This window comes from Stappia indica, from assembly GCF_009789575.1.
Lineage (GTDB): Bacteria > Pseudomonadota > Alphaproteobacteria > Rhizobiales > Stappiaceae > Stappia > Stappia indica_A.
The window spans coordinates 193,822-218,515 of record NZ_CP046908.1; the positions used below are offsets into that span (position 1 = coordinate 193,822).

The 24,694-nt window shown below is 67.8% G+C and carries 23 protein-coding genes and 1 tRNA gene; 5 read left to right on the forward strand and 19 right to left on the reverse strand.

The features are described 5' to 3' along the window. Positions 1 to 37 precede the first annotated feature (37 nt). Positions 38 to 940, forward strand: coding sequence for a hypothetical protein (locus GH266_RS00950; RefSeq protein WP_158192223.1), 903 nt, complete (start codon positions 38 to 40; stop codon positions 938 to 940). A gap of 36 nt (positions 941 to 976) precedes the next feature. On the opposite strand, the gene GH266_RS00955 is transcribed toward GH266_RS00950, so the two are convergent. From GH266_RS00955 to GH266_RS00995, 9 genes are all read right to left on the reverse strand, one after another. After that, positions 977 to 1,513: a regulatory protein RecX gene (locus GH266_RS00955; protein WP_158192224.1), complete on the reverse strand. Its 537-nt coding sequence runs from the start codon at positions 1,511 to 1,513 to the stop codon at positions 977 to 979. Continuing rightward, the gene (locus GH266_RS00960; RefSeq protein ID WP_158192225.1) at positions 1,510 to 2,334 is read right to left on the reverse strand and encodes an MBL fold metallo-hydrolase; all 825 of its coding nucleotides are present in this window, start codon (positions 2,332 to 2,334) and stop codon (positions 1,510 to 1,512) included. Before GH266_RS00960 ends, GH266_RS00955 begins: the two co-directional genes overlap by 4 nt. Positions 2,335 to 2,339: 5 nt before the next feature. Next, positions 2,340 to 3,140: a TatD family hydrolase gene (locus GH266_RS00965; protein WP_158192226.1), complete on the reverse strand. Its 801-nt coding sequence runs from the start codon at positions 3,138 to 3,140 to the stop codon at positions 2,340 to 2,342. Beyond that, positions 3,140 to 4,705, reverse strand: a complete 1,566-nt coding sequence (metG, locus tag GH266_RS00970; protein ID WP_158192227.1) for a methionine--tRNA ligase — start codon at positions 4,703 to 4,705, stop codon at positions 3,140 to 3,142. Before metG ends, GH266_RS00965 begins: the two co-directional genes overlap by 1 nt. A 75-nt stretch (positions 4,706 to 4,780) precedes the next feature. Beyond that, positions 4,781 to 5,854 carry a DNA polymerase III subunit delta' gene (locus GH266_RS00975; protein WP_158192228.1) on the reverse strand — a complete coding sequence of 358 codons (1,074 nt, stop codon included), beginning with the start codon at positions 5,852 to 5,854 and terminating at the stop codon, positions 4,781 to 4,783. After that, on the reverse strand, positions 5,851 to 6,522 hold the full coding sequence (gene tmk, locus GH266_RS00980; RefSeq protein ID WP_158192229.1) for a dTMP kinase: 672 nt from the start codon (positions 6,520 to 6,522) through the stop codon (positions 5,851 to 5,853). Before tmk ends, GH266_RS00975 begins: the two co-directional genes overlap by 4 nt. Further along, positions 6,515 to 7,681 (reverse strand): D-alanyl-D-alanine carboxypeptidase family protein, encoded by a 1,167-nt coding sequence (locus GH266_RS00985; protein WP_158192230.1) that lies wholly within the window; start codon positions 7,679 to 7,681, stop codon positions 6,515 to 6,517. Before GH266_RS00985 ends, tmk begins: the two co-directional genes overlap by 8 nt. Positions 7,682 to 7,832: 151 nt before the next feature. After that, complete coding sequence (locus GH266_RS00990) at positions 7,833 to 9,038, reverse strand: septal ring lytic transglycosylase RlpA family protein (RefSeq protein ID WP_158192231.1); 1,206 nt, start codon at positions 9,036 to 9,038, stop codon at positions 7,833 to 7,835. Positions 9,039 to 9,481: 443 nt separating this feature from the next. Next, positions 9,482 to 9,880, reverse strand: a complete 399-nt coding sequence (locus GH266_RS00995; protein ID WP_199270415.1) for a hypothetical protein — start codon at positions 9,878 to 9,880, stop codon at positions 9,482 to 9,484. 540 nt (positions 9,881 to 10,420) lie between these two features. Between GH266_RS00995 and GH266_RS01000 the strand changes: the two genes are divergently transcribed. From GH266_RS01000 to GH266_RS01010, 3 genes are all read left to right on the forward strand, one after another. Further along, positions 10,421 to 10,510, forward strand: a tRNA-Ser gene (locus GH266_RS01000). Between the two features lie 330 nt (positions 10,511 to 10,840). Beyond that, positions 10,841 to 12,472 (forward strand): DUF262 domain-containing protein, encoded by a 1,632-nt coding sequence (locus tag GH266_RS01005; RefSeq protein WP_158192232.1) that lies wholly within the window; start codon positions 10,841 to 10,843, stop codon positions 12,470 to 12,472. Between the two features lie 347 nt (positions 12,473 to 12,819). Next, positions 12,820 to 13,533 carry an alanyl-tRNA editing protein gene (locus GH266_RS01010; protein WP_158192233.1) on the forward strand — a complete coding sequence of 238 codons (714 nt, stop codon included), beginning with the start codon at positions 12,820 to 12,822 and terminating at the stop codon, positions 13,531 to 13,533. Between the two features lie 22 nt (positions 13,534 to 13,555). Here GH266_RS01010 and GH266_RS01015 read toward each other — a convergent pair whose 3' ends face one another. The 4 genes from GH266_RS01015 to GH266_RS01030 form a co-directional block, all read right to left on the reverse strand. Then, positions 13,556 to 14,317: a glutaredoxin family protein gene (locus GH266_RS01015; RefSeq protein ID WP_244953753.1), complete on the reverse strand. Its 762-nt coding sequence runs from the start codon at positions 14,315 to 14,317 to the stop codon at positions 13,556 to 13,558. An 89-nt stretch (positions 14,318 to 14,406) separates the two neighbouring features. Further along, positions 14,407 to 15,285: an ROK family protein gene (locus GH266_RS01020; protein WP_158192234.1), complete on the reverse strand. Its 879-nt coding sequence runs from the start codon at positions 15,283 to 15,285 to the stop codon at positions 14,407 to 14,409. Further along, a complete protein-coding gene (locus tag GH266_RS01025) occupies positions 15,282 to 16,292 on the reverse strand; it encodes a methyltransferase domain-containing protein (protein WP_158192235.1) in 1,011 nt (336 codons plus the stop codon). The genes GH266_RS01020 and GH266_RS01025 overlap by 4 nt, the downstream gene beginning before the upstream one ends. Then, positions 16,289 to 17,011, reverse strand: coding sequence for a hypothetical protein (locus GH266_RS01030; RefSeq protein ID WP_158192236.1), 723 nt, complete (start codon positions 17,009 to 17,011; stop codon positions 16,289 to 16,291). The genes GH266_RS01025 and GH266_RS01030 overlap by 4 nt, the downstream gene beginning before the upstream one ends. 73 nt (positions 17,012 to 17,084) lie before the next feature. On the opposite strand from GH266_RS01030, the gene GH266_RS01035 reads away from it, so the two are divergent. Beyond that, the gene (locus GH266_RS01035; RefSeq protein ID WP_158192237.1) at positions 17,085 to 17,906 is read left to right on the forward strand and encodes a glycosyltransferase family 2 protein; all 822 of its coding nucleotides are present in this window, start codon (positions 17,085 to 17,087) and stop codon (positions 17,904 to 17,906) included. Here GH266_RS01035 and GH266_RS01040 read toward each other — a convergent pair. From GH266_RS01040 to GH266_RS01065, 6 genes are read right to left on the reverse strand one after another with little or no spacing between them, the layout of a single operon-like run. Further along, on the reverse strand, positions 17,867 to 18,589 hold the full coding sequence (locus GH266_RS01040) for a PIG-L deacetylase family protein (protein WP_158192238.1): 723 nt from the start codon (positions 18,587 to 18,589) through the stop codon (positions 17,867 to 17,869). The genes GH266_RS01035 and GH266_RS01040 overlap by 40 nt on opposite strands. After that, complete coding sequence (locus tag GH266_RS01045) at positions 18,586 to 19,323, reverse strand: SDR family oxidoreductase (protein WP_158192239.1); 738 nt, start codon at positions 19,321 to 19,323, stop codon at positions 18,586 to 18,588. The genes GH266_RS01040 and GH266_RS01045 overlap by 4 nt, the downstream gene beginning before the upstream one ends. Beyond that, positions 19,320 to 19,580: a hypothetical protein gene (locus GH266_RS01050; RefSeq protein ID WP_158192240.1), complete on the reverse strand. Its 261-nt coding sequence runs from the start codon at positions 19,578 to 19,580 to the stop codon at positions 19,320 to 19,322. The genes GH266_RS01045 and GH266_RS01050 overlap by 4 nt, the downstream gene beginning before the upstream one ends. Next, positions 19,573 to 21,834 carry an AMP-binding protein gene (locus GH266_RS01055; RefSeq protein WP_158192241.1) on the reverse strand — a complete coding sequence of 754 codons (2,262 nt, stop codon included), beginning with the start codon at positions 21,832 to 21,834 and terminating at the stop codon, positions 19,573 to 19,575. The genes GH266_RS01050 and GH266_RS01055 overlap by 8 nt, the downstream gene beginning before the upstream one ends. Further along, positions 21,831 to 22,934: a radical SAM protein gene (locus tag GH266_RS01060; protein ID WP_158192242.1), complete on the reverse strand. Its 1,104-nt coding sequence runs from the start codon at positions 22,932 to 22,934 to the stop codon at positions 21,831 to 21,833. Before GH266_RS01060 ends, GH266_RS01055 begins: the two co-directional genes overlap by 4 nt. After that, the gene (locus GH266_RS01065; protein ID WP_158192243.1) at positions 22,931 to 24,682 is read right to left on the reverse strand and encodes a B12-binding domain-containing radical SAM protein; all 1,752 of its coding nucleotides are present in this window, start codon (positions 24,680 to 24,682) and stop codon (positions 22,931 to 22,933) included. Before GH266_RS01065 ends, GH266_RS01060 begins: the two co-directional genes overlap by 4 nt. Positions 24,683 to 24,694 lie beyond the last annotated feature (12 nt).

Here is a 24,694-nt window from a genome sequence, read left to right on the forward strand (position 1 = left end):
CTACCCTGACCCGGTTCATCCTGCGGAGTTTTCGAAAATGCCCTTGCCGTTCCTGCGTCTGTTTTCAGCCCTGCCCGTTCTCTCCCTGCTCGCCCTCGCCCCGCTTCCCGCGGCCGCCGATCTTCAGTCGGTCCTGCAGGAGGAACGGACCGGCCTTGCCGAGACCTGCACCGACACCCTGCAGTTTCTCGAGGGCTTCGCCTCCCAGGTGAACGTCAACGGCGATACGGCGCCGGATATCCTCGTCGACTACGGACAGCTTTCCTGCGACGGCACCCAGATGATGTTCTGCGGCTCGGCCGGCTGCACCCAGGTCTATCTCGGCCGTGCCGATGGATCGCACGCGATGGCGGGCGAATTCCTCGCCTATGAGCTGCGCTTCGACAGGCCGTCGGAAGGCACCTTCCTGGCCGTGCTGCATGGCGGCTCCTGCGGCCGCGCCGGTGCACAGACCTGCTTCCGGCGTTATGCGCTGACCGGCGGCACGCTCACGGCCCTTGCGGAAGAGCCCCGCAACCGCTGGTTCTTCACCGCCGCTCCCGTGCCCTCCGCCATGCTGGCGACCGCTGACGGCGACAGCCTGCGCCTCCTTTGCGACAGCCGCTCGCTACGTATCCAGTACGGTCCGACATGGATGCGGGAGGAGAACGGCTCGGTCAACGACCATGCCCGCGACCTTGCAAAACCCCAGGGACGGATCGAGATCGAAATCGAGGTCGACCGCGGCCAGCCGACGGCGGTGCCGTTCATGGTCGAGGAAACCGCGCGCGTGCTGCAATCGCCGACCCTTGCGCCGAACCAGCCGTTCTTCGCTGCAATGATGCGGGGAAACCAGCTGGACCTGCATCTCGGCGGATCGCTGGAGCATATGCGCAGCTTTACGCTCAAAGGCTCGTCCCAGGCAATCGGCAGCCTGTTGCAGGCCTGCGGGCACGGCTGAACGGGTCCCCGGCCCCCTTCCCCCTTTTTGCCGGACCTATCCCTCATCCTCTTCCAGTTCGGCGGCATCCCGCGCGTCCACCACCTTGCGCGCCACCGACAGCGAGAAGCCCTGCCGGCAGAGCGCGGCCATCTCCTTGCGCAGCCGGTCGGGATCTGCCTCGCCGCGGCGCCAGGGGCCGAAGCGGCGCTTGCGCGCAGCGATGCAGGCGGCCGTGAGGTCGTCGCTTTCCTCTTCCGCCATCAGCTGTTCGGCAAGGTCCTGCTCGATGCCCTTGGCCGCCAGCACCGCGCCGATCCGCCGGGCCGAGCGGCCCTTACGCCGTTCCGAAGCAATGCGCGATTCCGCAAAGAGCCGGTCGTTGACGAGGCCGGATGCGGCGCAGCGCGCAACAACCGCCTCGATCATCGCGTCGAAATCGCCGGGATCGAGCTCGAGTTCGCGGGCCGCACGCATCACCTTGCGGCCGAGCACCCGTTTCAGATTTTCGCGGCTGGAGCCATAGCGGTCGAGATAGTGGAGCGCCGCCTTCATCAGCCGCTCCTCGGTCGGCGGACGGGCGGCGCGCGTCATGCCGGATCGTCGAGACTTGCCGAGAACCGCAGACCGTCATAGGCCGGGATCACGCCCTCGGGCAGCTCTGCTTCCAGCGTGCGATAGTCGAGATCGACATGCATGTTGGTCAGGATCGCCTTGTGCGGCCGCATCCGGTCGATCCACGCCAGCGCTTCCGACAGGGAGAAATGCGAGGGGTGCGGCGTGCGGCGCAGCGCATCGATCACCCAGGTGTCGAGGCCTTCGAAGCCGGGCCGGACGTCGGGCGGAATATCTTTCACATCAGGCAGATACGCGACATTCCCGAAGCGGAACCCGAGCGCCGCGATATCGCCGTGCTCCACCTCCAGCGGCAGGAACGGGATCGGCCCGCCCGCCCCTTCAACGACGCCCGGTTCTCCGGCGGTGATGCGGATGTCGCGCAGGATCGGCGGGTAGCTCGATCCCTTCGGCGTGGCGAAGCCGTAATAGAACAGGTCGTGCGCCCGGCGCGAGGTGATGGCGTCCATATGGACCGGGATCAGCTTGCGATGGGTGATCGCAAGCGGCCGCAGGTCGTCGATGCCGTGCAGGTGGTCGGCATGGGAATGGGTCAGCAGCACCGCATCCAGATCGGTGACGCGGGCATCCAGCAGCTGCTGGCGCAGGTCCGGCCCGGCATCGACCAGGACGCTGGTGGTACCGTTCGGCCCCTTGCGCTCCACGAGCATGGCGCAGCGCATGCGCCGGTTGCGCGGCTCGTTCGGGTCGCAGTCGCCCCAGATGTTGCCGACGCGCGGCACGCCGGCCGACGAACCGCATCCGAGAATGGTGAAGTCGAGCCGCGCCCCGTCCGCCATCGATGTCAGCCCTTCGGCTGCAGGTGCTGCGGCACCCGCGAGAACAGGCGGAAGAAGTTGTCCGTGGTCTGGCGGGCCATCTCGGCCTCGCTCACGCCGCGCGTCTCCGCCAGCACCTTGTTGGTATGCGCCACATAGGCCGGTTCGTTGCGCTTGCCGCGCCAGGGCTGCGGCGCAAGATAGGGCGCATCCGTTTCCACCAGCAGCCGGTCGGCCGGCAGCTCGGCCGCGATGGCCCGCAGCTCGTCGGAACGCTTGAAGGTGACGATCCCGGAGAACGAGACGTAGAGCCCCAGCTCGATGCCGGTCAGCGCCAGGGCGCGGCCGGAGGAGAAACAGTGGAGCAGGGCCGGAAAGGCCCCCTTCTCCGTCTCGTCCCGCAGGATCGCGGCCATGTCGTCGTCCGCATCGCGCGAATGGATGACCAGCGGCAGCCCGGTCTGGCGCGCGGCGGCGATATGCCGGCGCAGGCCGGCGGCCTGTGCCTCGCGCGGTGCCTTGTCGTAGAAGTAGTCGAGCCCCGCCTCGCCGATCGCGACCACCTTTTCGTGGGCCGACAGGCGCACCAGCTGGTCGGTCGTCACGGCCATCTCGGCCTCCTCCCCCGCATTGTGGGGATGGGTGCCGACCGAGCAGAACACGTTGTCGTAGCGCTCCGCGAGCGCGCGGATCGTGTCGAACCGCGCCACCCGCGTCGAGATCGTCACCATCACGCCGACCCCGGCCTCGCCGGCACGGGCGATGATCTCATCGCGCTCGGCGTCGAAGTCCGGAAAGTCCAGATGGCAATGGCTGTCGACCAGCATCACGCGGCTCCGCCGGCCGGCGCCTCGGCCTCGACATAGCGCGGGAAGACGCCCTCGGGCTTCGGCAGTTCGGCACCGGCGGCAAGCCGCCCGCCCGCTCCCAGCCGGTCGAAACCGCGCGCATCCGCAGGCACCGCCAGCAGGTCGAGCAGCTTTCCGGCGCTGGTCGGAATGACCGGCTGCGCCAGGATCGCCACCTGGCGGATCACCTCGGCGGTGACATAGAGCACCGTCGCCATACGCGCCGGATCGCTCTTCTTGAGCGCCCAGGGCTCCTGCGACGCGAAATAGCGGTTGGCCTCGGCAACGCAGGCCCACACCACCGACAGCGCCTGGTGGATCGCCTGGCGCGACATCGCCTCGCGTGCAGCCGCCAGCATCGCATCGGCCTGGCCGAGAATGGCCTCGTCCTCGGGCGTGAAAGCGCCCGGCTCCGGCAGTTGTGCCTCGCAATTCTTGCCGATCATCGACAGCGAGCGCTGCGCCAGGTTGCCGAGATCGTTCGCCAGATCCGCATTGATGCGATTGACGATGGCCTCATGGCTGTAATTGCCGTCCTGGCCGAACGGCACCTCGCGCAGGAAGAAGTAGCGCACCTGGTCGAGGCCATAATGGTCGATCAGCGCGAAGGGGTCGATGACGTTGCCGACCGACTTCGACATCTTCTCGCCCTTGTTGAACAGGAAGCCGTGGGCGAAGACCCGCTTCGGCAGCTTGATGCCGGCCGACATCAGGAAGGCCGGCCAGTAGACCGCGTGGAAACGCACGATATCCTTGCCGATGACGTGCAGGTCCGCCGGCCAGTAGCGCCAGCGCGGATTGTTCTCGTCCGGGAAGCCCGCGCCGGTGATGTAATTGGTCAGCGCGTCGACCCATACATACATCACGTGCCGCTCGTCATCGGGCACGCGCACGCCCCAGTCGAAGGTGGTGCGCGAGATCGACAGGTCCTTCAGGCCGCGGCTGACGAAGCTGACCACCTCGTTGCGGCGCTCGTCGGGGCCGATGAAGTCCGGATTGGCCTCGTAATGGGCAAGCAGGCGGTCCTGATAGGCCGACAGGCGGAAGAAGTAGCTCTCCTCCTCCACCCATTCCACCGGCGAACCCTGCGGGCCGTAGCGCACGCCGTCGGCGCGCAGCTCCGTCTCGCCTTCCTGGTAATAGGCCTCGTCGCGCACCGAGTACCAGCCGGAATAGCTGTCCTTGTAGATGTCGCCATTGGCCGCCATGCGGCGCCAGATCTCCCGGCTCGCCTCGTGGTGGCGCGGCTCGGTGGTGCGGATGAAATCGTCGTTGGAACAGCCGAGCGCCGCCGCCATGTCGCGGAAACGGGTGGCGTTGCGCTCCGCCAGGTCCTCGACCGGGATGCCTTCCGCACGTGCGGTCTGCAGCATCTTCTGGCCGTGCTCGTCGGTGCCGGTGAGGAAGAACACGTCGCGGCCGTCGAGGCGCTGGAAGCGCGCGATGGCATCCGTCGCCATGCTCTCGTAGGCGTGGCCGATATGCGGCGCACCGTTGGGATACGAGATGGCAGTGGTGACGAAGAAGGGCGATCGATCGGTCATGGCCTGTCAGAGGATCCGGATTACGGGTGGCGGCCCGGGTGGGCGTTCCAGAAGTCGAGTGCGAGGCGGCGGGCGTCAGGCCCGCGCGGTTTCGGCAAGATCGCGCAAGGTGTTGAGCACGATCTGCTTTCTGTCGAGATTGTAGGCATCCGCCTCGCGCGCGGCGCGGCTGGTCTTTTCCCATACCTCGCTCAGCCTGACAAGGCGCTGGAGGCTCCCCTGCCCGGTCTCGCCCAGCCGCGTGTGCAGGTGGTCGGCGACAAGGTCCTGGAACAGGCTCCACGCATCGTCCGCGCCGCTGCGCGACACCTGGTCGGCAAGGTCATGCGCGGCCGCCGCATCCAGCCGCGGCAGGCCGGCGATCAGCTTCGCGAAATTGTCGGCCAGATCGATGGAATCGCCCTCGGCCAGCTTGATCGCCTTGCGCAGGCTCCCCTGCGCCAGATCCGCAGCACGTGCCGCGATCCGGTCCGCCGGATCGGCCACGCCCAGCTCGCCGAGCCCGGACAATACCTCCTCGCGCGACAGCGCCCGCAGGTGGAGCATGCGGCAGCGCGAGCGGATCGTCGGCAGCAGCCGGCCCGGCGCATGGGACAGAACGAGGAACAGAGACCGTTTAGGTGGCTCTTCAAGAACCTTCAGCAAAGCATTGGCTGCATTGACATTCATGTCATCGGCTGCGTCGACGATGCAGATCCGCCAGGAGCCTTCCGACCCGGTCGATCCAAAGAACGGGACCGTGCGGCGGATCTCGTCCACCGTCAGGTCCTGCTTGATCTTGTCCTTGGCCTTGCGCTTGGGATCGTAGGGCCGGCGCAGGTGCAGGAGACCTGGATGAGCGCCTGCCGCCACCTTGCGAAAGTCCGGATGGTTGGCCGGAATCGCGCAGTCGAGCGCCTCGGCGACGGCCGCTGTGGCGGGATCGGGATGGGCCAGTGCGAAGCGGGCGAAGCGGAAGGCCAGCGTCGCCTTGCCGATGCCCTTCGGCCCGGCGAGGATCCAGGCATGGTGCATGCGGCGCGAGCGATAGGCCGACAGCAGCTCCGCCTCCGCCTCGCGGTGACCGATCAGGTGGTCGCGCTCGCGCGGCAGCGGCACGTCCTCGATGGCATCGGCTTCCGTCAGCAGCGGATCGGCAAGATCGTTCATGGCCGCCCCTCTTCCGCTTGCAACAGGCGTGCGGAAACCGCCTGCCAGATTTCCTGTTCCACCATATCCGGAGACTGCGTCCCGTCGATCACCAGGAAGCGCTCCGGCTGGCTGGCGGCCAGCTCGAGAAACAGCTTCCGGCGCCGGTCGTGCACGCTCGCTCCTTCGGTCTCGAACCGGTCCGGCTGCGGCGCGCTCCCCGTGGAACTGCGCGCCGTCACGCGGGCCATGCCGACCTCGGCCGGCACGTCGACCAGCACCGTCAGGTCCGGCCGGCATCCGGCAACGGCCAATGCCTCAAGACGGTCGAGGAAGGCCGTGTCGACGCCCGATTCCCCCTGGTAGACGCGCGTGGAATCGGCAAAGCGGTCGCACAACACCCAGTCGCCGCGCGACAGCGCCGGCTCAATCGTCGTGTCGACATGGTCGGCACGGGCTGCGGCGAACATCATCGCCTCCATTTCCGGGCCGAGATCCTTGATCCGGCCGCCGAGCAGCAGCCGGCGAATGGTCTCGGCGCCGGGCGAACCGCCCGGTTCGCGCGTCACCAGAACCTTCACGCCCGCCGCTTCCAGCCGCATGCGCAGCCGCTCGATCTGCGTCGACTTGCCGGCCCCCTCGCCGCCCTCGAAGGTGACGAAATGCCCACGCTCCAAAGGCTCACTCATCGAGCCACCATCCGAACAGGGTCTCCTTGACGACGTCCGCGGCACGGCTCGTCACCGTACCCGCTTCGGCCGCACTGCCGGTCAGCAGCGGCGCGCGGTAGACGATGTCGCTGTCCTTCAGCACGCGCAGCTCGCCGACTTCCGTTCCCGGCTGCACCGGCGCCGGCAGCGGCCCGCGATAGATCGCCCGCAGCCGATAGGCATGGCGGTCTCCGCGCGGCAGCAGGATCTCGACATCCTCGCGCACCACCAGCGGTACCGCGCCGACCGACCCGCCGAAGACCCGCGCCTCGGTCACCGTGTCGCCGGCGGAAAACAGCACCACGTCCTCGAAATCCTTCTCCAGGCTGTCGAACAGTCGGCGCAGCGCCTCTTCGCGCTTGTCGGCATCCGCGTGGCCGGCAACGACGCCGATCAGCCGCCGGCCGCTGCGCTCGGCCGAGGCGACGGCATTGTAGCCCGCCCCTTCCGCAAAGCCGGCCACCAGCCCGTCGACGCCGGCGACCTCGCCGATCAACGGGTTCTTGTTGCGCTGGAAGATGCCGTTCCAGGTGAAGTCGGGCGCGCTGAACAGGGCGTAGCGGTCGCCGTGCCGGGTCAGCACATAGTCGGCGAGCCGGGCCATGTCGCGCGCGGTGACATAGGACTCGGACGTCTCATAACCGGTCGGATTGGCGAAACGGCTGCCGGTCAGGCCGATCTCGGCTGCCTTCTCGTTCATCCGTGCGGCGAAGGCGTCCTCGCTGCCGGCGAGCCCTTCCGCCAGCACGATGGCCGCATCGTTGGCGTTCTGGATGATCAGCCCGCGCAGCAGGTCGATCACCGGCACCTCGCTGCCCAGCCGGGCGAACATGGTGGTGACGCGGGCCGGCGCACCGCCGCTGCGCCAGGCGTGCTCGCTGACGGTAAATGCCGTCTCCTCGGTCAGCTCGCCCGCCGCCAGCGCATCGAACACGACCGCCGCCGTCATCAACTTGGCCGAGGAGCCGGGCTGATAGCGAACGGTCGGGTTGCGGCTGGACAGCAGCGTGCCGGTGGTGATGTCGAGAAGCAGCGCGGAGGTGTTGTCGGGGGCGCCCGCTTCCTGCGCGCGGGAAGTCTCCGGGGACGAGGAAAGGGCCAGGCCGAATGCGATCAGCCCGGCTGCGGCGATGCGCATCAGGTGCTGCCCAAGCGCGCCTGTGCGATTCCCTCTCCGCATTGCGGCCCCAACCGTCATTCCCTGCTCTCCACGTCCCAGCCCGATGTCCGCGCCATGGCGAGAACATACAGGCTCGGACGGGTCAAGCCTACCTGTGCCTTGAGCTATTTCAGTCCGACTGGCGGGCGGCGAGCTCGCGCGGCGACAGGCCCTGGCCGATCGCGTCGAAGGCGGCATAAGCGCCCTCGATCCGGGCCGTGGCCCGGTAGGACGAGATCGCGGAACCGCGTGCAAACGTGCTCGGCTGACCGAGATAGGCCGGCCCCGGTGCCAGCACCGGCTCGCTCGCGGCGGCCGGCTGCGCGGCGCCGTCGTAGCTCATGACCGGAGCGGACGCAGCGCCAACAACCTCGGTCGCAGGACCATTGCTCTCGAACGTGTTGAGCGAGGCGACCTGCACCGAAGCGGCGCCCGCCTCGAACGCGACCGCCGGATCGAAGGCAGCGACGACCATCTGGCCGAAGCTGCCCGAACCGGCGATGACCGGGCCGTACGGGCGGTTGCGCGGCAGCGGCGCCGGGCCGGAACTCGTCGTCGGGCTGGCGGCCGGGATATCGGCCTGGGCCAGCATCGTGCCCGGCATGGTCGCGCCCGGCTCGACCGAGCCCGGGCCGCGATAGGACGCCATCAGGAAGCTCTGGTCCTGCCCGTCCATGCGGGCCTTGCCGACATATTCCACCTTCACCTTGGCGACGCCCGCGCTCTTGAAGTCGAGCATGTTGGCGACCTTTTCGGACAGGTCGATGGTGCGGTTGCCGTGGAAGGGGCCGCGATCGTTGACGCGAACGATCATCGAGCGGCCGTTCTTGAGATTTGTCACGCGCGCATAGGACGGGAGCGGCATCGTCGTGTGCGCTGCCGTCGGTGCGTTGCGGTCGAAGACCTCGCCATTGGCGGTCATCCGGCCGTGGAAGGTCGGGCCGTACCAGGACGCGAGACCGACCGAGGTGTAATTCGGATTGTCCTTCGGGTGGTACCACTTGCCGGCCACCTTGTAGGGCTTGCCGACCATGTAGCGGCCTCCGCCCTTGGGCACGGGCTTGTTACCCGAGACGACGCGCGGGCTCGCCGCCACGCCGTATTTCTCTTCGCTGAACTTGACCTTCTTGCCCTTCGGGGCCGAACCGCAGCCGGCCAGCGCCAGGCACAGCGAGGAAACCGCCAGAATGCCGAGAGTGCGCGGGGAAAGCAGGCGGCCGTTCGCCGGCGCCACACTGCTGCGGGTAAGGCCCTCGGTCGCGCAAATGGGGTTTGCGCCCTCGGGGCCCGTGCTCAGGTGCCGGCGTGTTGCAGCCGGGTCCTTGCCATTGTTCATTCTGCCGCCCTACTCGATACCTGACCGGCGGTTTTCGCCCGGGGTTCCGGCCTTGCGGACATTCTGTCCACCCGGCCGCTCCTTCGGTCGACATCCTGCTGGCAGGCGGCCGACCGCTCGAGGTCCTTCGCCCTGTGCCAGTGGTTTCGCAAGATGAGGTGCGGCGACGCCCGTTTCAGGACTGAAGTCCGGGGGAGTCTGTCGCGTTTCGCCTGCCTTGCGTGCCCTGCCGGTCGGACCCGTCTCGTTGCGATGCTGCCCCCCAAATGGCGCATCACGACACGTGTACCATGCCGTCTCTTACTGCAAGGTGAAGACGCGGTCGACGTGCGCGCGTGTCGCGGCGCACGTTTTTCAACAACCTGTGGCGAAAGCGCCGCAGGTGGGCAGCGGAGCGCGTGACCGCGCCCTCTCCTGATCCGTGGCTTGTGTGCCGTTTCAGGTTACTGGCCGATGCGGGCGCGCCCTGTCACGCCGTCGTCGCGGCGCCAGAAGAGCGTGTTGCCGTCGCCCCTGGACAAGGTGAAGCAGAACTGCTTGCCGTCGTACCAGGACTGCCACTTCTGGCAGAGCCGGTCGCCGCGCACCCACCAGCGCCCCTGGTCCTTGGGCTGCATGAAACGGCCGAGCCCGACCGCATCGCCCGAACCGCTGACACTGCCGTTGGTCTGGTAGTAGAGCGGGAACTCGCCGCCCAGCGGCACCTTCAGATAGATGCGCTTGCCGGCGACGGTGTTGCGGATCTCCTGTTCGGAAAGCTGAGCACTGGCCAGCGCCGGCGTTGCGGCGACGGCGATACCCGCGATCAGCGCGGCGAACGCGCCTGCCTTGCGTAGCTGCATTGCGTGTCTCCCGGTCGAACCTTGCTCGAAAACGCCCCGGCCGGGCCGTTTTCCGTAATGCAAAGGGTTACGCCAGGGCTCGCCCGCCGGATCAGTCGCGCAGCGCACGTGCCGACCGCCGGAGGCCTCTCCCTCCCCTCGCCGCCTTGATGCGACGGTTTGTGATACCGATCACATCTCCACCGGGGGTGCCGGACTACAACGAACACATGGCGCGTGCCCCCGCGCCGGACGCCGAACAACGGCGCAGCCGCCGATCCGGTCCCTGCCTCGACCTTCCGGATCGGCGGCTTTTCTATTTTCGGCCAAAGCCCCCGCCCCGGCCGGCCTGTTTCCACACGGCCTCAGCGCCCGGCTCCCAGTCCCCCACCAGTCATCGGCGCAAGGCTGTTTGCGGCCCGAGCCGTTGCTCAGGCCAAGTGGGGCGGCGAAGACCGAAGCCCGAACTTCCGCCTTGCATTTTCACATGAGGAAACGTCCGGCCCCGCCCGCGCCTCGCCGCTTGACAAGCCGGCCCGCGAGGGCGAAACGAAGCGCACCGGAAGAGTGGCCGAGTGGTTTAAGGCAGCGGTCTTGAAAACCGCCGTACGGGAGACCGTACCGTGGGTTCGAATCCCACCTCTTCCGCCATTGTGAAAAGATAGCCGCATACATTTGCTATGCGCCGCCGATCACCGCACAAAATGAGACGGTTGGCGCATGCATTATATGTTGCCACGTAGGAGACGAATAGGCGAACGCATCAATTTTCTTGAGCGAGATGTTCACTATGCGGAATTAATTTTTAATTCTGAGCGATTTCTTCAGAGTTTGCCTTGTGTTCGCGATCATAAAACGTAAAATATACTGCGACAGGTACATATAATCTGAAGTGATCCCAATAAAATCTAACAACTCATCCCCAGTGACTGAAGTCGCACTGCAGTCGTTGCAAAATTTCGTATTTTCAGGATCAAACCGATGACAACGCCGCGTCCTCAGCCCAAGCCCGATAGCAGAAAGTATCAGGATCTCATCTCTGATATAGAGAAGGGCGTAATCAAAATTCCGAAGTTCCAGCGTGATTTTGTGTGGCCGATAGAAAAGACCGCAGCGCTTCTCGACAGTATTGTGAAAGGCTACCCGATCGGCACTTTCATCCTATGGAAGACAAACCAGCGGATGGCGGACGTCAAGGATGTCGGCAATATTCGATTGCCTGCTACGCCCGATGACCGGCAGGTCGAATACGTACTCGACGGCCAACAGAGAATGACTTCTCTATTTGCAGCCTATCAGGGTGCAAAGATACCGCGTGCGGGGTCGAAAAAGGTCACCGACTTCGCCGAAATCTATGTGAACCTCGACTCTAATCTCTCGGACGATGCCCAAATCGTTGTACACGAGCTTCCTGATGATCCGCACAAATGCGTATCGCTCAAGGACGTTCTGTCGTTGAATCGGGGGGTTGAGAAGCGGCTGGTCGCAGAGTTTGGATTGACCGATGATGACCTCGACATCGCGGACAAGTTTAAGCAAGCATTTGCAACATACGACTTCAGTATCGTTACGCTAACGCGCGAGGATATCGACAGCGCTATCGAAGTCTTCACTCGTATTAACACCGGTGGATCTGTACTCACACTCTTCGAAATCATGGTCGCAAAGACCTACGACGAAGAGCGGGATTTTGACATGCAGGTCGAGTGGTCGAAGGTCGAAAGCGACTTGGAGAACGTCGGCTACGACGGTCTCTCTTCCTCCACTGTCCTTCAACTCTTGGCTTTGGTGCTGGCGGGCGAAGCCAAACGCGCCACGATTCTCGGCTTAGAAAAAGCCGCCGTTATCGAAACTTGGCCAAAAGCAGTTAGCGCCATCAAAAGTGCGGTGGACCATTTTCGCACAGCGTATCGAATTCCAGTTTCCGCGCTCCTCCCATATGATTCCCTGATCGTCCCATTTGCTTACTGGTTCTTCATCAAGCACCATGAGCCCGCGGGTGACGATCATCTGCGTATGAGGCAGTTCTTTTGGCGTTCGGCACTCGGCTATCGCTATTCATCAGCGGTTGAATCGAAGCTCGCCGCCGATAAGCGCGCTATTGATGACATCATTGCCGGGGGAACAGGAACATGGGACATCCCCGTTAGCATCGGCGGCGCGGAAGGGCTTATTGGAACGAACTTTGCCACGGGCAACTCGCTGTGCAAGGGAATACTGTGCCTACTCGCCTATGAACAGCCCCGTAACTTCAACAACGACGGAACGGTCTTGCTGGACAACAGTTATCTCAAGATCGCCTCATCAAAAAACTTTCATCACTTCTTCCCTAAGGATCACCTGCGTAAGAACGGCATTGGCGACGAAAACTCAGTCGTGAACATTACCTTGATCGGAGCTGACCTGAATAAGCGACAGATCAACGCCAAGCCGCCCAAGGTCTACATCTCGAAGTTCCAAACATCGAATCCCGAGATGCGGTCCACGCTGGCGACCCATTTGATTGATCGGGACGGCATGGGCATCGATGAAGACGATTACGGTACATTTTTGAAGGCTCGTGCAGCGAAGATGTGGGCAAAGATCGAGGAGCGAATTCAACCCAATCTTTAATTCCCCCGCAGAACCATCAGCGGCCGCTTTAGCAACCGACGAAGCCGACATTCTCTGCGGTATGACGAACCAAATGACTGAGCTCGAACCGGAAATTAACGACGCTGGACACTGCGGTCCGGTTCGAGAGCTTTTTTTGCAGCTAGAAGCTATACTCAGTGAGCCGGTTCAATCATTTCCGGAAGCTCTAGCATAAACGTAGTTCTTCGTTTCGCCATTCCCACCGGGCGGAAAACTCAAAATCGCGATTCCATAAGACAGCCTGCCCTGCGCACGCTACGTAGTGCGCCGCCATCCTATTCCCCATCCGATATAAGACCCGAAGCACCACCCACGGAGACAGATGCGTGAGATCGCAGCCCCTTTATCAGACCGACGCGAGCTTGCTCGTCCTGGAAACGTCGGCGCTCGATGTCCGCGCGGGCGCTGTGCTTCTCGATCAGTGCATCGTCTTTCCCGGCGGCGGCGGGCAGCTGCCAGACCGAGCCACCCTCAACTGGTCTCGCGGCGAGGCGGCGATCACCGCCGTCACGCCCGATGAACGCGGATGGTGGCACGCGCTCAACACCGAGGAGGAGCCGGACGGTCCCTTGCAGGTCTCGGTGGAGCCGGAGTTCCGCCGCCTGATGTGCGAGTTGCACACCCTCGCCCATATCGCCAACAGCGTCGTCTTCCGCGAGTTCAACGGTGCCTTGCTGACCGGCGCCCAGTTGTCGGACGACGAGACGTTCCGGCTGGATTTCGATCTGCCGGGCTCGGATGCGGCCAGGCTTCGCGAGTTGGCGGACCCCATCAACGAGGTGATCCGGGCCGACCTTCCGGTGCGGGCCTTCCTGATGCCGTGGGACGAGGCCAATTCCGTTCCCGGCCTGTTTCGCAGCAAGGCCGTGTCGCCGCCCCGCCAGGACGACGGCAACGTTCGTATCGTCGAGATCGGCGATATCGACCGGCAGGGCTGCGGCGGAACGCATCTGGCATCGACCGGGCTGGCCCGGCCCGTGCGCGTGCTAAAGGTCGACAACAAGGGCCGGCAGAACCGGCGCGTGAAGATCGGTTTCTAGCGGTCGGCCCGCTCAGCTTCCCTCACCCCAGCCACAGTGCCTTGAGCGGCATCCACAGACCCATGGCGATCATCATCAGGTTCTCGGTCAGCGAGACGAAGCCGAGCGGCACGTTGCTCGCCCCGCCGACGCAGGCGCATTTCAGCTCCCGCCGGTCGACATAGACCGCCTTGAAGACCGAGACCGCGCCGACCGTACCGATGAACAGCGCCACCGGCGCTGCGATCCACAGCAGCGCGCCGGCAATCATCAGCACGCCGGCCAGCGCCTCGCCGAAGGGATAGAGCTTGCCGTAGCGGACCCAGCGGCGGGCCAGCAGGTCGTAGTTCAGGAACATGGTCGCGAAGCTCTCGACATCCTGCAGCTTCTGCACGGCGAGAACGCACATGCTGATCGCGACGAACCACTCGAAGGCGCGCAACGTCAGGATCGAGCCGAAGGCCGCCCAGCTGGCGGCCAGCGCCATCAGCAGCGCCATGGCGAAGATCGCGATCACCGGGCGGTAGCTGGTCGCATCCTCGCCCTCGACGCTTTCGCCGAAATAGCGGCGCAACTCGTCATGCCCGCCGATCCGCTGCCCGTCGATGAAGGCCTGCGGCGTCGTCTCCACCCCGTGTTCGCGCTTGAACCTGTCGGTTTCTTCGCGCGAGGCGAGATGGTGATCCTCGACGGTGAAGCCATGCCGCTCCAGCAGGTCCTTGGACTTCAGCCCGTAGGGACAGATGTGGTCCGGCATCACCATCCGGTAGAGCGTGGCGCTTTTCTGCTCTTCAGCGGCTGTCATGGCGTCTCCCCTCGCGGCTTCGTCTCCTCTGGGTCAACGGGCTCAGCGGGTGGAGGTTCCATGCGACATCGAGCGGAAGGGATCTCCGGTCACGCGCTCACCGCGGCGATGGTCCGGCACAGGAGAGCGGCGCTCCTGCGCGCCGCCGGCAGGTCGTCCGGATGGCGGGCATGGAGCGCGGCGCCGAGGGCTGCAGCATGGTCCGGCATCGACGACAACCTGATCCCCTTGATCGCTGCGATCGCGTTCGGCCGGGCGCTCGCGGCGCCGCCGGCGATGAGGATGATGCGCGTCCCGTAATGCGCGGCGAGCCAGTCGCGGGCCCGCACGAGCGCGGCCGTGAAGACGGTGTCCGGGATATCGCGGTCGACCAGCGTCGCCTGCAGGCAGCCCGTCCGGCCGCACCTGCACCTCATCCCGGCAAGGCCCAGCGGCAGATGGCCGAGCGTTCCCGCCCCGTCCCCCGTTTGCACCAGCCTGCCGCCGCTGACGAGGCCGACACCGACGCCGGTGCCGAGGCTGAGGGCGCACAGGTCGTCGCCTTCCGCTCCCGCGCGCGCCGCCTCGCCGAAGGCCGCCGCCATGCCATCGTCGAGATGGCGGATCGCCGCCGGGGCGCCCGCCCGCTCGCTCCCGGCGAGCGCGGTTGCCAGCGGCGCCAGCAGGTCCGCGCCGAGATAGTCCGGGCGGCTCGGCCAGTCCGTCACCCTGCCGTCCCCGTCGACTGCCGCGGCCCGCGACAGGCCGACCGCGCCGAAGGACGCTGCATGCGACGCGGCGCGGGCAACGAGGGCCGCCAGCGCCTGCGCAAGCCCGCCCGGCGGCGGCGTCGGCATCCGCACCGCCCGCGTCTCGCGCCGTGCCGGATCGACCAGCACCGCGCGCATGTGGGTCGCGCCGATGTCGATGCCGAGCCAGGCAGCCGCCGCGCTGTCTGTCCGCATGGCGGCCGTCATCGCCGTCGTCATGGCACCTCGACCATGAAGAACCGGTCGGGAGCGCCCGCCAGCGCCAGCTCGCGCGGTGCGGGGAACCCGGCCCGGACGAGCCGCCGGGCGAAGGCTCCGGCATCGTCGCGGAAGCAGGAACCGCAGCGCAGCCAGTCGATCAGGAACAGGGGCGCGAGATCGCCGCCCCCGTCGGCCGTCAGCTCGCGCAGGACGACCGTGCAGCCCGCTCGCGCATGCGCCCGGATCTCGCCGAGCAGCGCATCGATGCCGGCTTCTGGCAGCAGATGCAGGACATTGAGCAGAAGGATCACGTCCGCCGCCCCGATCAGCGCGGCAAGCGACTGCGGGTGGCGCAGGTCGTGGGCGGCAAAGCGGATCCGTGCCGCCAGCGCGGGCTCTGCGCCAAGGCGCTGGCCGAACGGCGCGTGCAGCGGCTTGCGGTCGACGACGGTGAAGGTCGCCGCCGGCCATGCCCCCGCAAGGGCCATCGCCACGGCTCCGTCCGCGCCGCCGAGATCCAGCACCCGCGCGTCGGCGGCCCGGCGTGCCAGGCGGCGCACCATCAATGCCGTCCCGCGCGCGGCCTGCCCCATCGCCTCGGCGAAACCGCGGATGACCGCGGACGGCTGCGGCGCATCCAGCGGGTCGCTTCCCCCCTCCCCGGCCAGTGCCCGCGCCAGGCTGCCATTGTCGCGATGCCAGGCGGCCAGCCGCGCTTCCGCGGCAACGAGCGGCAAGGCCGTTTCGACGCCAGGGGCAAGGCGCGGACGCCCCCCGCCCGGCGTTACGATCCCGGCCCTGCGAAAGACCTCGAGGACGCTGGCCAGAGCCTCCGGATTCCAGCCGGTGCGCCCGACGAGCTCCGCCTCGTCCAGCCCGTCGGCGAGCCCGCCCAGCAGGCCGGCCCCATCGGCCTCGAACAGCAGCTCGGTCATCTTGCCGGCCATCGCCCAGAACAGCAGCCGGTTGGCGCCGTCTTTGCCGTCTTTGCCGTCCTTCCCGTCCTCGCCCGCCTCGCCGGTCATGGCCGCTCCGGTACTTGAGCGCGGTCCGCGCGCGGCAGCGCGTGCAGGCCGACCACCAGCGGCTGGCAGCCCTTGAACCGGTCGCCGGCCGGACGAGAGGCGAGCGTCAGGCCGATCGCAAGATGAACGTCGGCCCCGGCAAGCTCGTCCAGCCAGGCCGAGACGCGCGCGGTGTCGAGCCCGTCCCCCCGTCGCGCATCGGCAAAGCGGGCAACGGTCGCAACTTCGGGCAGGATCCAGTCGAAGCGCTCGCCGCTGGCATCTCGGAAGACGAGGCGCAAGAACACTCGCCCGCGCGTGTGCCGGCGCGCGTGGAGATCGTCGATACGAGCGGGGATGATGGCGGCGCTGCGGTGCTCGGCAAAGCCCTCGTCGACCGTGGCGCTGGAATGGGTCCGGATCAGGGCCGCCAGCTCGTCCGGGGGCAGCGCCGGGCCGGGCTCCGGGTCGCCGACCAGTGCCATGTCCTCCGGGCGCGCCGCCGTTTCCTGCGGGCGCACCGTGATCTGCGTCCAGCGGCCATAGCGGAACGGCCCTTGCGGATCGCGTGCGAAGGCGAGCGGGATCGGCTGCGGCCGGACCCAATTGCCAAGCGAGTCGATCCCTGCGATACAGCCTGTGGTGGCATCCTCCGCGGTGATCGCCAGCGGCAGCATGCGGATGCGGCGCGCAGGCGCAATGGCCGAGGGCCCGGCGGAAACCCCGGTCAGCGCGGACATTGGGCAGATCCGCGGGCGGACATGGGACGACCTCATGGCAGTGCGCGTCAGTCTGATCATGATAACACACCTCATGGGCGAACGTCAGAGCCTGTGCCTCTCTGCGATTGCAGCGCATCGCCCCCGTGCCGACGAGATCGTCCTCGTCGTCGACGGAAAGGATGAAGCGCCCCTTGCCGGCCTCGGTGCGGTTCGCGTGGTGCGGGGGCGCGGGGCGGGACGCGCGGCGGCGCGCAACGACGGCGCCGGGGCGGCGCGCGGCGATATCCTCGTGTTTCTCGACGGCGACATGCTCACCGCCCCCGACTTCATCGCCCGGCATCTTGCGGGCCATGCGCAGGGCCATGCGTTCACGCGGGGGCGCATCCGGGAGCTCATTGCGGCCGCAGCGCGCTCTCGCCTCGACGAGGCAGGGCCGGGTTTTCCGGGCCTGCGGGCAGAGAACTTGCAGCGCGACGGCTTCGCTCCCGCCGGCTTTCGCGCCAGCGCCAGCCTCTTGGAACAGGCGGTCGAGGCGTGTCACGTCGAGGGCAGAACGGAGGTTCCCGCCTGGCTCGCCAGCGCCGGGGCGAATTTCGCCATCTCGCGCCGTCTCTGGCGGGAGCTCGGCGGCCAGCAGGAGCGGTTCGGGCGGCGCTGGGGATGCGAGGACCTGGAATTCGCCTTCCGCGTAGGCCGGGCCGGTGCCGGGATCGCCTTCCTGCCGGAGGCCGCCGCCTGGCATCTCAGCCATCCCCAGCCCGAACGATGGCAGGCGCACGAGCAGGCGCTGGCCCTCTTCGGGGAGTTGCACCGGGACGCGCCCGACATTGCCGCGCTGCATGCCTTGTTGTCCGAAAAAGGCTCGCTCGCGGCCTATCTCGCGGCACTCTCGGCCCAGACCCGTATGCCGTAGCGCTCCCCCGTCCCGTGGCCGCGCGCCGCAGCGAAGGCGCGCAGCGCGCTCTCGAATGCATCGCGGCCGGCAAACAAGGCCGCGATCTGGCTGCGATAGAGCCCCGCTGCCGCGATCCAGGCGCCGATATCCGCAGGTTCCGTTCGCGCCGCGAAGCCGGTCGGCGGCGATGGCACCGGATAGGGGAAATCCTCGTAGAGGATAAGCGGAGCTGCCATCGACGATGCACCGAGCGCCGCGCGCAGGAGACGGTGATCGACATGCGTGCCGGTGCCGGCGACCGGTGCATGGACGAGAAGCGCATCCGCGAGAACGGGCGCAAGGCGGGCGCGCAGGCGCTCGACAAGCGGGCTGTCCATATCGGACAGCTCTCCGGTCAGGTCTTCCGGGGCGCAGCAGGCCGGGGCCTCGCGCGTGCCGCGCAGCGCCGCATCGACGAAACCGAGCGACAGTCCCTCGATGCCGAGACGGTCAAGGGCTCGGGTGTTTTCGAGACGGCGCAGATCCGGTGCCGCAAGGCGCCGCCACCCCTCCGCTGCGACGCCTCCGTCCTGCGGATCGCCATCGAAAACCGTGACGACCAGCGGATCCTCGCCGCGATCCCGCGCTGCCAGCAGCAGCGGGCCGCAGGACCAGACCGCATCGTCGGGATGGGGCGACAGAAATATCGGCCGTGGCTTCAAAACCGGGCCCCGCCATCGACGGGGATCGTCGCGCCGGTGACATAGGCCGCCTCGTGCGACACCAGAAAGGCGACGACCGACGCGACATCCTCGGGTCGTCCCAGGCGCCCGAGGGCAATCCGCCCGACAACCTCCGCCTGCTCCGCTTCGTTGTAGCGGGCGGCCGAACTCTCCATGGCGCCCGGTGCAACGACATTCACGGTGATGCCGTAGCGGCCGACCTCCCCGGCGAGCGACAGCGCGAAACTCGCCAGCGCCGCCTTGCTGGCCGCGTAGGCCGCCTGCCCCGCCATGCCGGCCGTTGCGGCCCGCGAGCCGACGACGACGATCCGGCCGTGGCCGGCGGCGATCATCGGCTTCAGCTGGGCGCGCAGGAAGGCGATCTGGGCGGTGGCGTTGATCCTCATCAGCCGCGCCACCGTCTCGTCGCGGGTCAGGAGCGCGAGCGCGCGGCCGGCTTCCGCCGCCGCCAGAACGATGGTCGCAGGCGCCCCGGCGAGCCGTTTCACCTCCGCGGCAGCCCGCGCCCCTTCGCCCTCCACGGCGAAATCGGCTGCAACGAGCGACATCCGCCCGCCGGCCTCGCCGATACCGGCCTGCAACACCTGCGCGGCCGCCGAATTGCTGTGGTAGAGGCCGACGACATGGGCATGATCGCGCGCCAGGCGCCGGGCGATCTGCGCGCCGATGGGACCGGTCGCGCCGGTGATCGCGGCGATCCGCTCCCCGCTCATGCCTGGGACAGCGCGTCCCGACGCGCGATCACATAGGCCTCCAGCGTCTGCAGGTTCTCGACGAGCCCGGAGCCGAGGTCTTCGTCGCGCACCTCTATGCCGAAGGCGATCTCGATGCTGATCAGGATCTCCAGCGCGTCGACGGAGGAGATCGCCAGCATGCCCACCAGGTCCTTGCCCGCAAGGTCCTCGACGGCCAGTTTCGAGCGCGTCGCCTTCAGCACGACCTCGGCGATCTCGCGCTGCATCTCAGTCATGCGGTCCTCCCGTTTCCCGTCCTTGTCGCGCCAGCACCAGACGCGCGCCGGGTATGCCGGCAACAGCGATCCCGGTCGTGGCCAACCCCAGCCCGGCAAGGTGTTCAGTCAGTTCGCCCTCCGTGAAAAACGCGGCGCCCCCGTGGGTCAGCCAGTCGAGGGCGAAGTCGGCGCCGGCCTGCGTGCCGTCGAAGAAGAGATCGTCGACAAGCAGCCGGCCGCCCGGCCCGAGCGCGGCCACGATCTCGCAAAGCCTGTCCGCAACGGGCGGCCAGCGCAGCGCGTTGGCAAGGACGACCGCGTCGAAGGCCCCCTCCGCAAGCGGTTCGCCGAGCCCGTCGCCGGCCGGTCCGACGGCAATCCGCGCCGCGTGCGCGCTGCCGTCGCGCGCCATCAGCCGCTCCCCGTAAAGGCCCGGCCCTGCCGTGATCTCGAGCATCCTTGCACCGGGGGAAAGCGCCAGCGCGCGCAGCCCGAAACCGGCACGCAGCTGCGCGGCCGGCCCGTTCATCGCCGCAAGATAGACCTCGCGATGGGGCGAGGCCGAGGTGAGCGTTTCGCCACCAGAGAAACCGCGGGCAGTGAGCCGCGCGATGATCTCGCGGGTCGCAAGCCCCCGCGAGGCCGCCGCCTCGAAGGCGATCAGGCCCTCGACACCCGTTGCCGGTTCCTGCCCCTGCCCCTCTTCCTGCACTGGCCCTCCCGCCTTGACGAGGCCATGAGCCTCGGCGAGCACCAGCAGCGCCTCGAGCGTCCCGGCATCGCAGCCGATGTCCTCGGCGAGGTCCTCGGCGCTTCGGCCCTCGGTGAGGCGCGAGAGAACGTCCGTCTCGTGAAGCGCGAAGAGCAGTTCGGCGCGCTTGTAGCCGCGCGCCGCCTCGGCCAGCACCGCCGCCGGCCCCGGACGCCAGATGCGGGGCGCTGCGATCTTGCCGCCGTCGCCGCGCGAGAGCATCAGGTGCAGTTCGATCCGGTCCGGCCGGTTGCCGGCGCCGAGCCGTGTTGCGGCGTGGTGCCGGAACGCCTCCACGGGAAACTGCGCCGGGTCGACCGGCCAGAGGTCGAGCGCCAGCGCATCGTCGCCATCGGCCCGCGTCCCGGCCTTGCGCGCCCGCAGCGCCCTGACGCCCGGAAAGCCGGACAGCAATGCCTCGACCTCTCCAGTCGCGATCCAGGTGTCGCCGCGGCGCACAGCCTGGCCGGCGCGCCCGAGCACGCGGATCTCGCCGGCGGGATCGGCCATCACGAGATCGCCCATCGCATGCCAGCCAAGGCCGAGATCGATTTCGAGCGCCCCCGTCTTGCCGTCGCCGACCGGCCCGCCCGCCTCGTCGACGATGCGGTGACGCACACCGGGCATCGGCCCGCCGATCCGGCCCGGCGGCGGACTTCCGAGCGCGGAGAACACCGCGCCCGTCTCCGTCGACCCGTAGTTGCGTGCCAGCCCGATGCCGAAGCGCGCGGCGAATGCGTTTAGGAGATCGTCCGTCACCGGTCCGGCACCTACCATCACCCGGCCCTTTGCCGGCGATGGCCCTCGGCCATGAGACGGGCGGCGGGCCACGAGCCGGGCGATGGCCGGCGTCATCACGGTCCATGCCGCATCCTCGTCGACCGCCCGGGCAATCGCGCCGAGATGGCTCGGATCGAGCGGCAGCGCCGTCCAGCGCGCCGCAAGACAGCCGGCAAACCAGCCGAGCGCATAGGCATGGGCGACCGGTGCGGCAAGGGCGACGCGCGTGCCCTCGCCAGCCCCGATCAGGAGCCGGTAGCGCTCGCCTTCATCGATCAGGCTTTCGGCAGAGCGGGCGACGATCTTCGCCTCGCCGGTCGATCCGGAGGTGGACAGCAGCACCGCGCCGGGTTCTGCCAGGCCTGCCCCGTCGAGCCGGAGCACGCCCCCTTCCTCGCCGGGCGAGAGCCACAGGCGCGCCTTGCCGCGCGCCAGGCAGGCGGCCCGCTCCGCCTCCACCGCCTTCGGCGACACGATCAGCGCCGCGCCGCCGGCAGCGCCGATGACGAGCAGCGCCGCGAGGCTTTCCAGCGTATTCGCCAGCGGCAGGGCAACAATCGCGCCGCCCAGGCCGTCCGTGCCGAAGAGCCGTCGCCCCCGCGCCTCGACATGCTCGGCGAGCCGCGCGCCGCTCCAGTCGTCGACAATGGCCGTCTCGCTGGCGCCGTCGAGGAGCCCGGCAAGGCTGTTGGCGCTGCTGCCATGGGCATCGATCCGGCTTGCGGACCCGGGCCTGGTCATGCAGCGCCCTCCCCGGCCGTCAGCTCCGCCTTTGCCCGCTCCAGCCAGGCCCGCACCTCGGGTGCGGAATAGGCAGGCCCGGCACAGACCTCGTCCAGCGTCACCTCGCCGTCGAGATACATCGACAGCATGTCCCAGGGCGTGAAGCAGCCCTTGCAGGCCGCGAGCCTCGGCCGATCCGCCAGCAGCGCCTTGTAGAGCGGCGTCTCGCCGATGGCCGCGCTCGTCTCGGACCAGTCGTCGGCCAGCGCGCTGCCGAGATCGGAGAACCAGATGTTCGGGCAGGCGGTGACCATGCCGTCGCTGAAGGTCGAGACGACGAGGCGCGGCAGGTGGCAGCGAAAGCGCCGGCCGCCCTCGCGGTAGAAGCGCAGCAGGCGGTCGAGATAGGGCTTCGGCGGCAGCACCTCGGCAAGGCGCCCATGCGCCTCGGCCAGCGCCTCGATCCCGGCGATCTGCTCGGGCCGGATCGCATGGGCTCCGGTATCCGGGCCCCGCACCGGGAAAGGCAGCATCTGCAGGCGCGTACCGAAGGCGGCCAGCCACTCGGCAAAGCCCACCAGTTGCTCGGCGTTGCGGTCGGTGATCACCGTGTAGATCTCGACCGCGAGGCCGCGCTCCAGGATCGCGGCGATGCGCGCCAGCGCCTTGTCGTGCAGGTCGGCGCGAGCGATGCGATGGCTGTTGCCGGAATGAAGATGGGAGTCGAGCGACAGTTGCAGCGTCACGTTGGGCAGCAGCGCCAGCCGGTCCAGATGGTCGGGACGCATCAAGATGCCGTTCGACTGCAGCAGCACGGACGGAAAGCGGGCCGCCGCCTTCTCGACCAGCGCAAGGATGTTCTCGACGAGAAACACCTCCCCGCCCGTGATCTTCAGCAGCGGAGCCCCATGCGCTGCCGCGACCCGGTCGATGATGGCATCGACGCGCTGCCCCAGCGGCGTGTCGCCGCCATAGCGGTCGCGCTTCGGCGTGCCGAAGATCGGCTGGCCGAGATGCGACTGCTTGAGGTTGCTTTGCCCGGTGAGGCAATAGGTGCAGCCGAGATTGCAGTCGTTCTCGTTGATGACCAGGTCGTTGCCGAGCAGGGCGGCGCTCATGCGATTTCCTTCTCGCTGCGCGGCGGCGCGGTCTGGATCCCGGCGATGTCGAAGCCCTTTCGCCGCAGCCGGAAGCCCGCGCGCAGCTTGGCCGCCTCGATGGCCCGCAAGCGGTCGCCGTAGAACGCCTCTATCGGCGCGGCGAGCGCAGCCGCTGCCGCCATCACATCGTCGTCGCGTTCGGCGCGGTCGGTGAGATCGCTGACCAGTGCGAAGTTGAACTGCGCCATCTCGCGCTTCAACGGCTCGACCGTCGCGGCGAAGTCGTCGAGGATCTCCGCCGCCGCGGGATCGCTGCCATGGACGCGCCGCAGCCGGCTGGCGAACGTGTGCAGGACGATGTCGTCCGTCTCGAAGCGGAAGACGGCCGGCTCGACGTGGATCTTGCAACTCTCGGCATATTCGGCGCCGTAGATGGCGTTGAGCGCGGTGGCCAGCCGCTCGACCCGTTCGTCGACATAGCGGAAGGAAAAGGGGTTGAAGGTGCGGAAGAAGGTCTCGTCCAGCAGGCCGTCGGCGCGCAGTTCCTCGATCACCTCCGCTCCCGGATAGAGCTCCAGGCGGGTGGTGAAGCGGCGCAGGTTGTGGCCGAACATGTCGCGCAGGAAGGCCGAGTTCTCGCGGATCTCCGAGAAGGTCGCCCAGGGGTGGAACGAGATGAAGCCGAAGGCGACATAGGCGCCGGTCTCGCGCAGCAGGCGGATGATCCGGCGGTTGTCCTCGGTGGTCGATTTCTTCTGCCAGCGGGCAAGGCCTTCCTGGCTGCCGGACTCGATCCCCACCAGCACCTTTTCCAGCCCCGCCCGCCAGAGCAGGTCGAGCAGCGGCCGGTCGTCCTCGCTCCAGTGCGCGGCCTGCATGCAGACGTTGAAGTAGATCCTCAGGTCGCGGTCCAGGATCTCGTTGGCGATGGCCGCCACGCGCCGCTTGCCGAATTGCGCGCCGCCCGGATCCTCAAAGGTGGAATCGACGAAATCGAAGGTGTTGACGCCATAGGCCTCGACCAGCCGCTCGATCTCGTCGACCACGCGTGCGGGCGAGGCGCCGCGCCAGGGCTTGGCCGCCGGCCCCACCCGGTTGCGGGCGTGCGGCGCATTGCAGAACGTGCAGTGCGATGTGCAGCCCCGGCTGGTCGACACGCGCAGGTAGGGAAAGCGGCGGGCGTGCTGCTCGAACTGGTCGCGCACCGGATCGGGCAGATGGTCGAGCTGGCCGACACCGGCGGAAAGCGGCGTTTCAACAAGGGCCCCGTCGCGCAGGAAGCACAGGCTCGGCACCTCGCCCAGATCGCCGCCGGTGTGGAGCGCCTCGCACAGGCGCAGCATCGGCACTTCTCCCTCGCCCCGTACCAGCGCGTCGAGAAACTCCCAGCCGGGCGCGGCGAGCAGCGCGCTCCCCAGATGGGTGGCGACCGGACCGCCGGCGACGATCAGGACCTGCGGGCCGAGCGCCGCGCGGATCGCCGCGCCGAAACGGGCGATCTCGTCGATGGAGACGGTGGTGATGCTGAGGCCGATCACGTGCGGCCGGAGCCTCGCGAAGTCCTCCACCAGGGCCGCCGTCTCGTTCACGGCCGCATCCCGGATCACGACGCTCGCCCCGGCCCGGCGCAGCACCGCCGCAAGATAGGCCGGCCCCAGATGCTCGGGCGACAGCACCAGGTCGCCCTCCAGCACGATCGGAAAGGCGACGCGCAGCGGCTGAGGGCTGGAAAGGTCGGCGCGAGGCGCCAGAGCTGCGGTCGTCATCGCTCCCCCCGT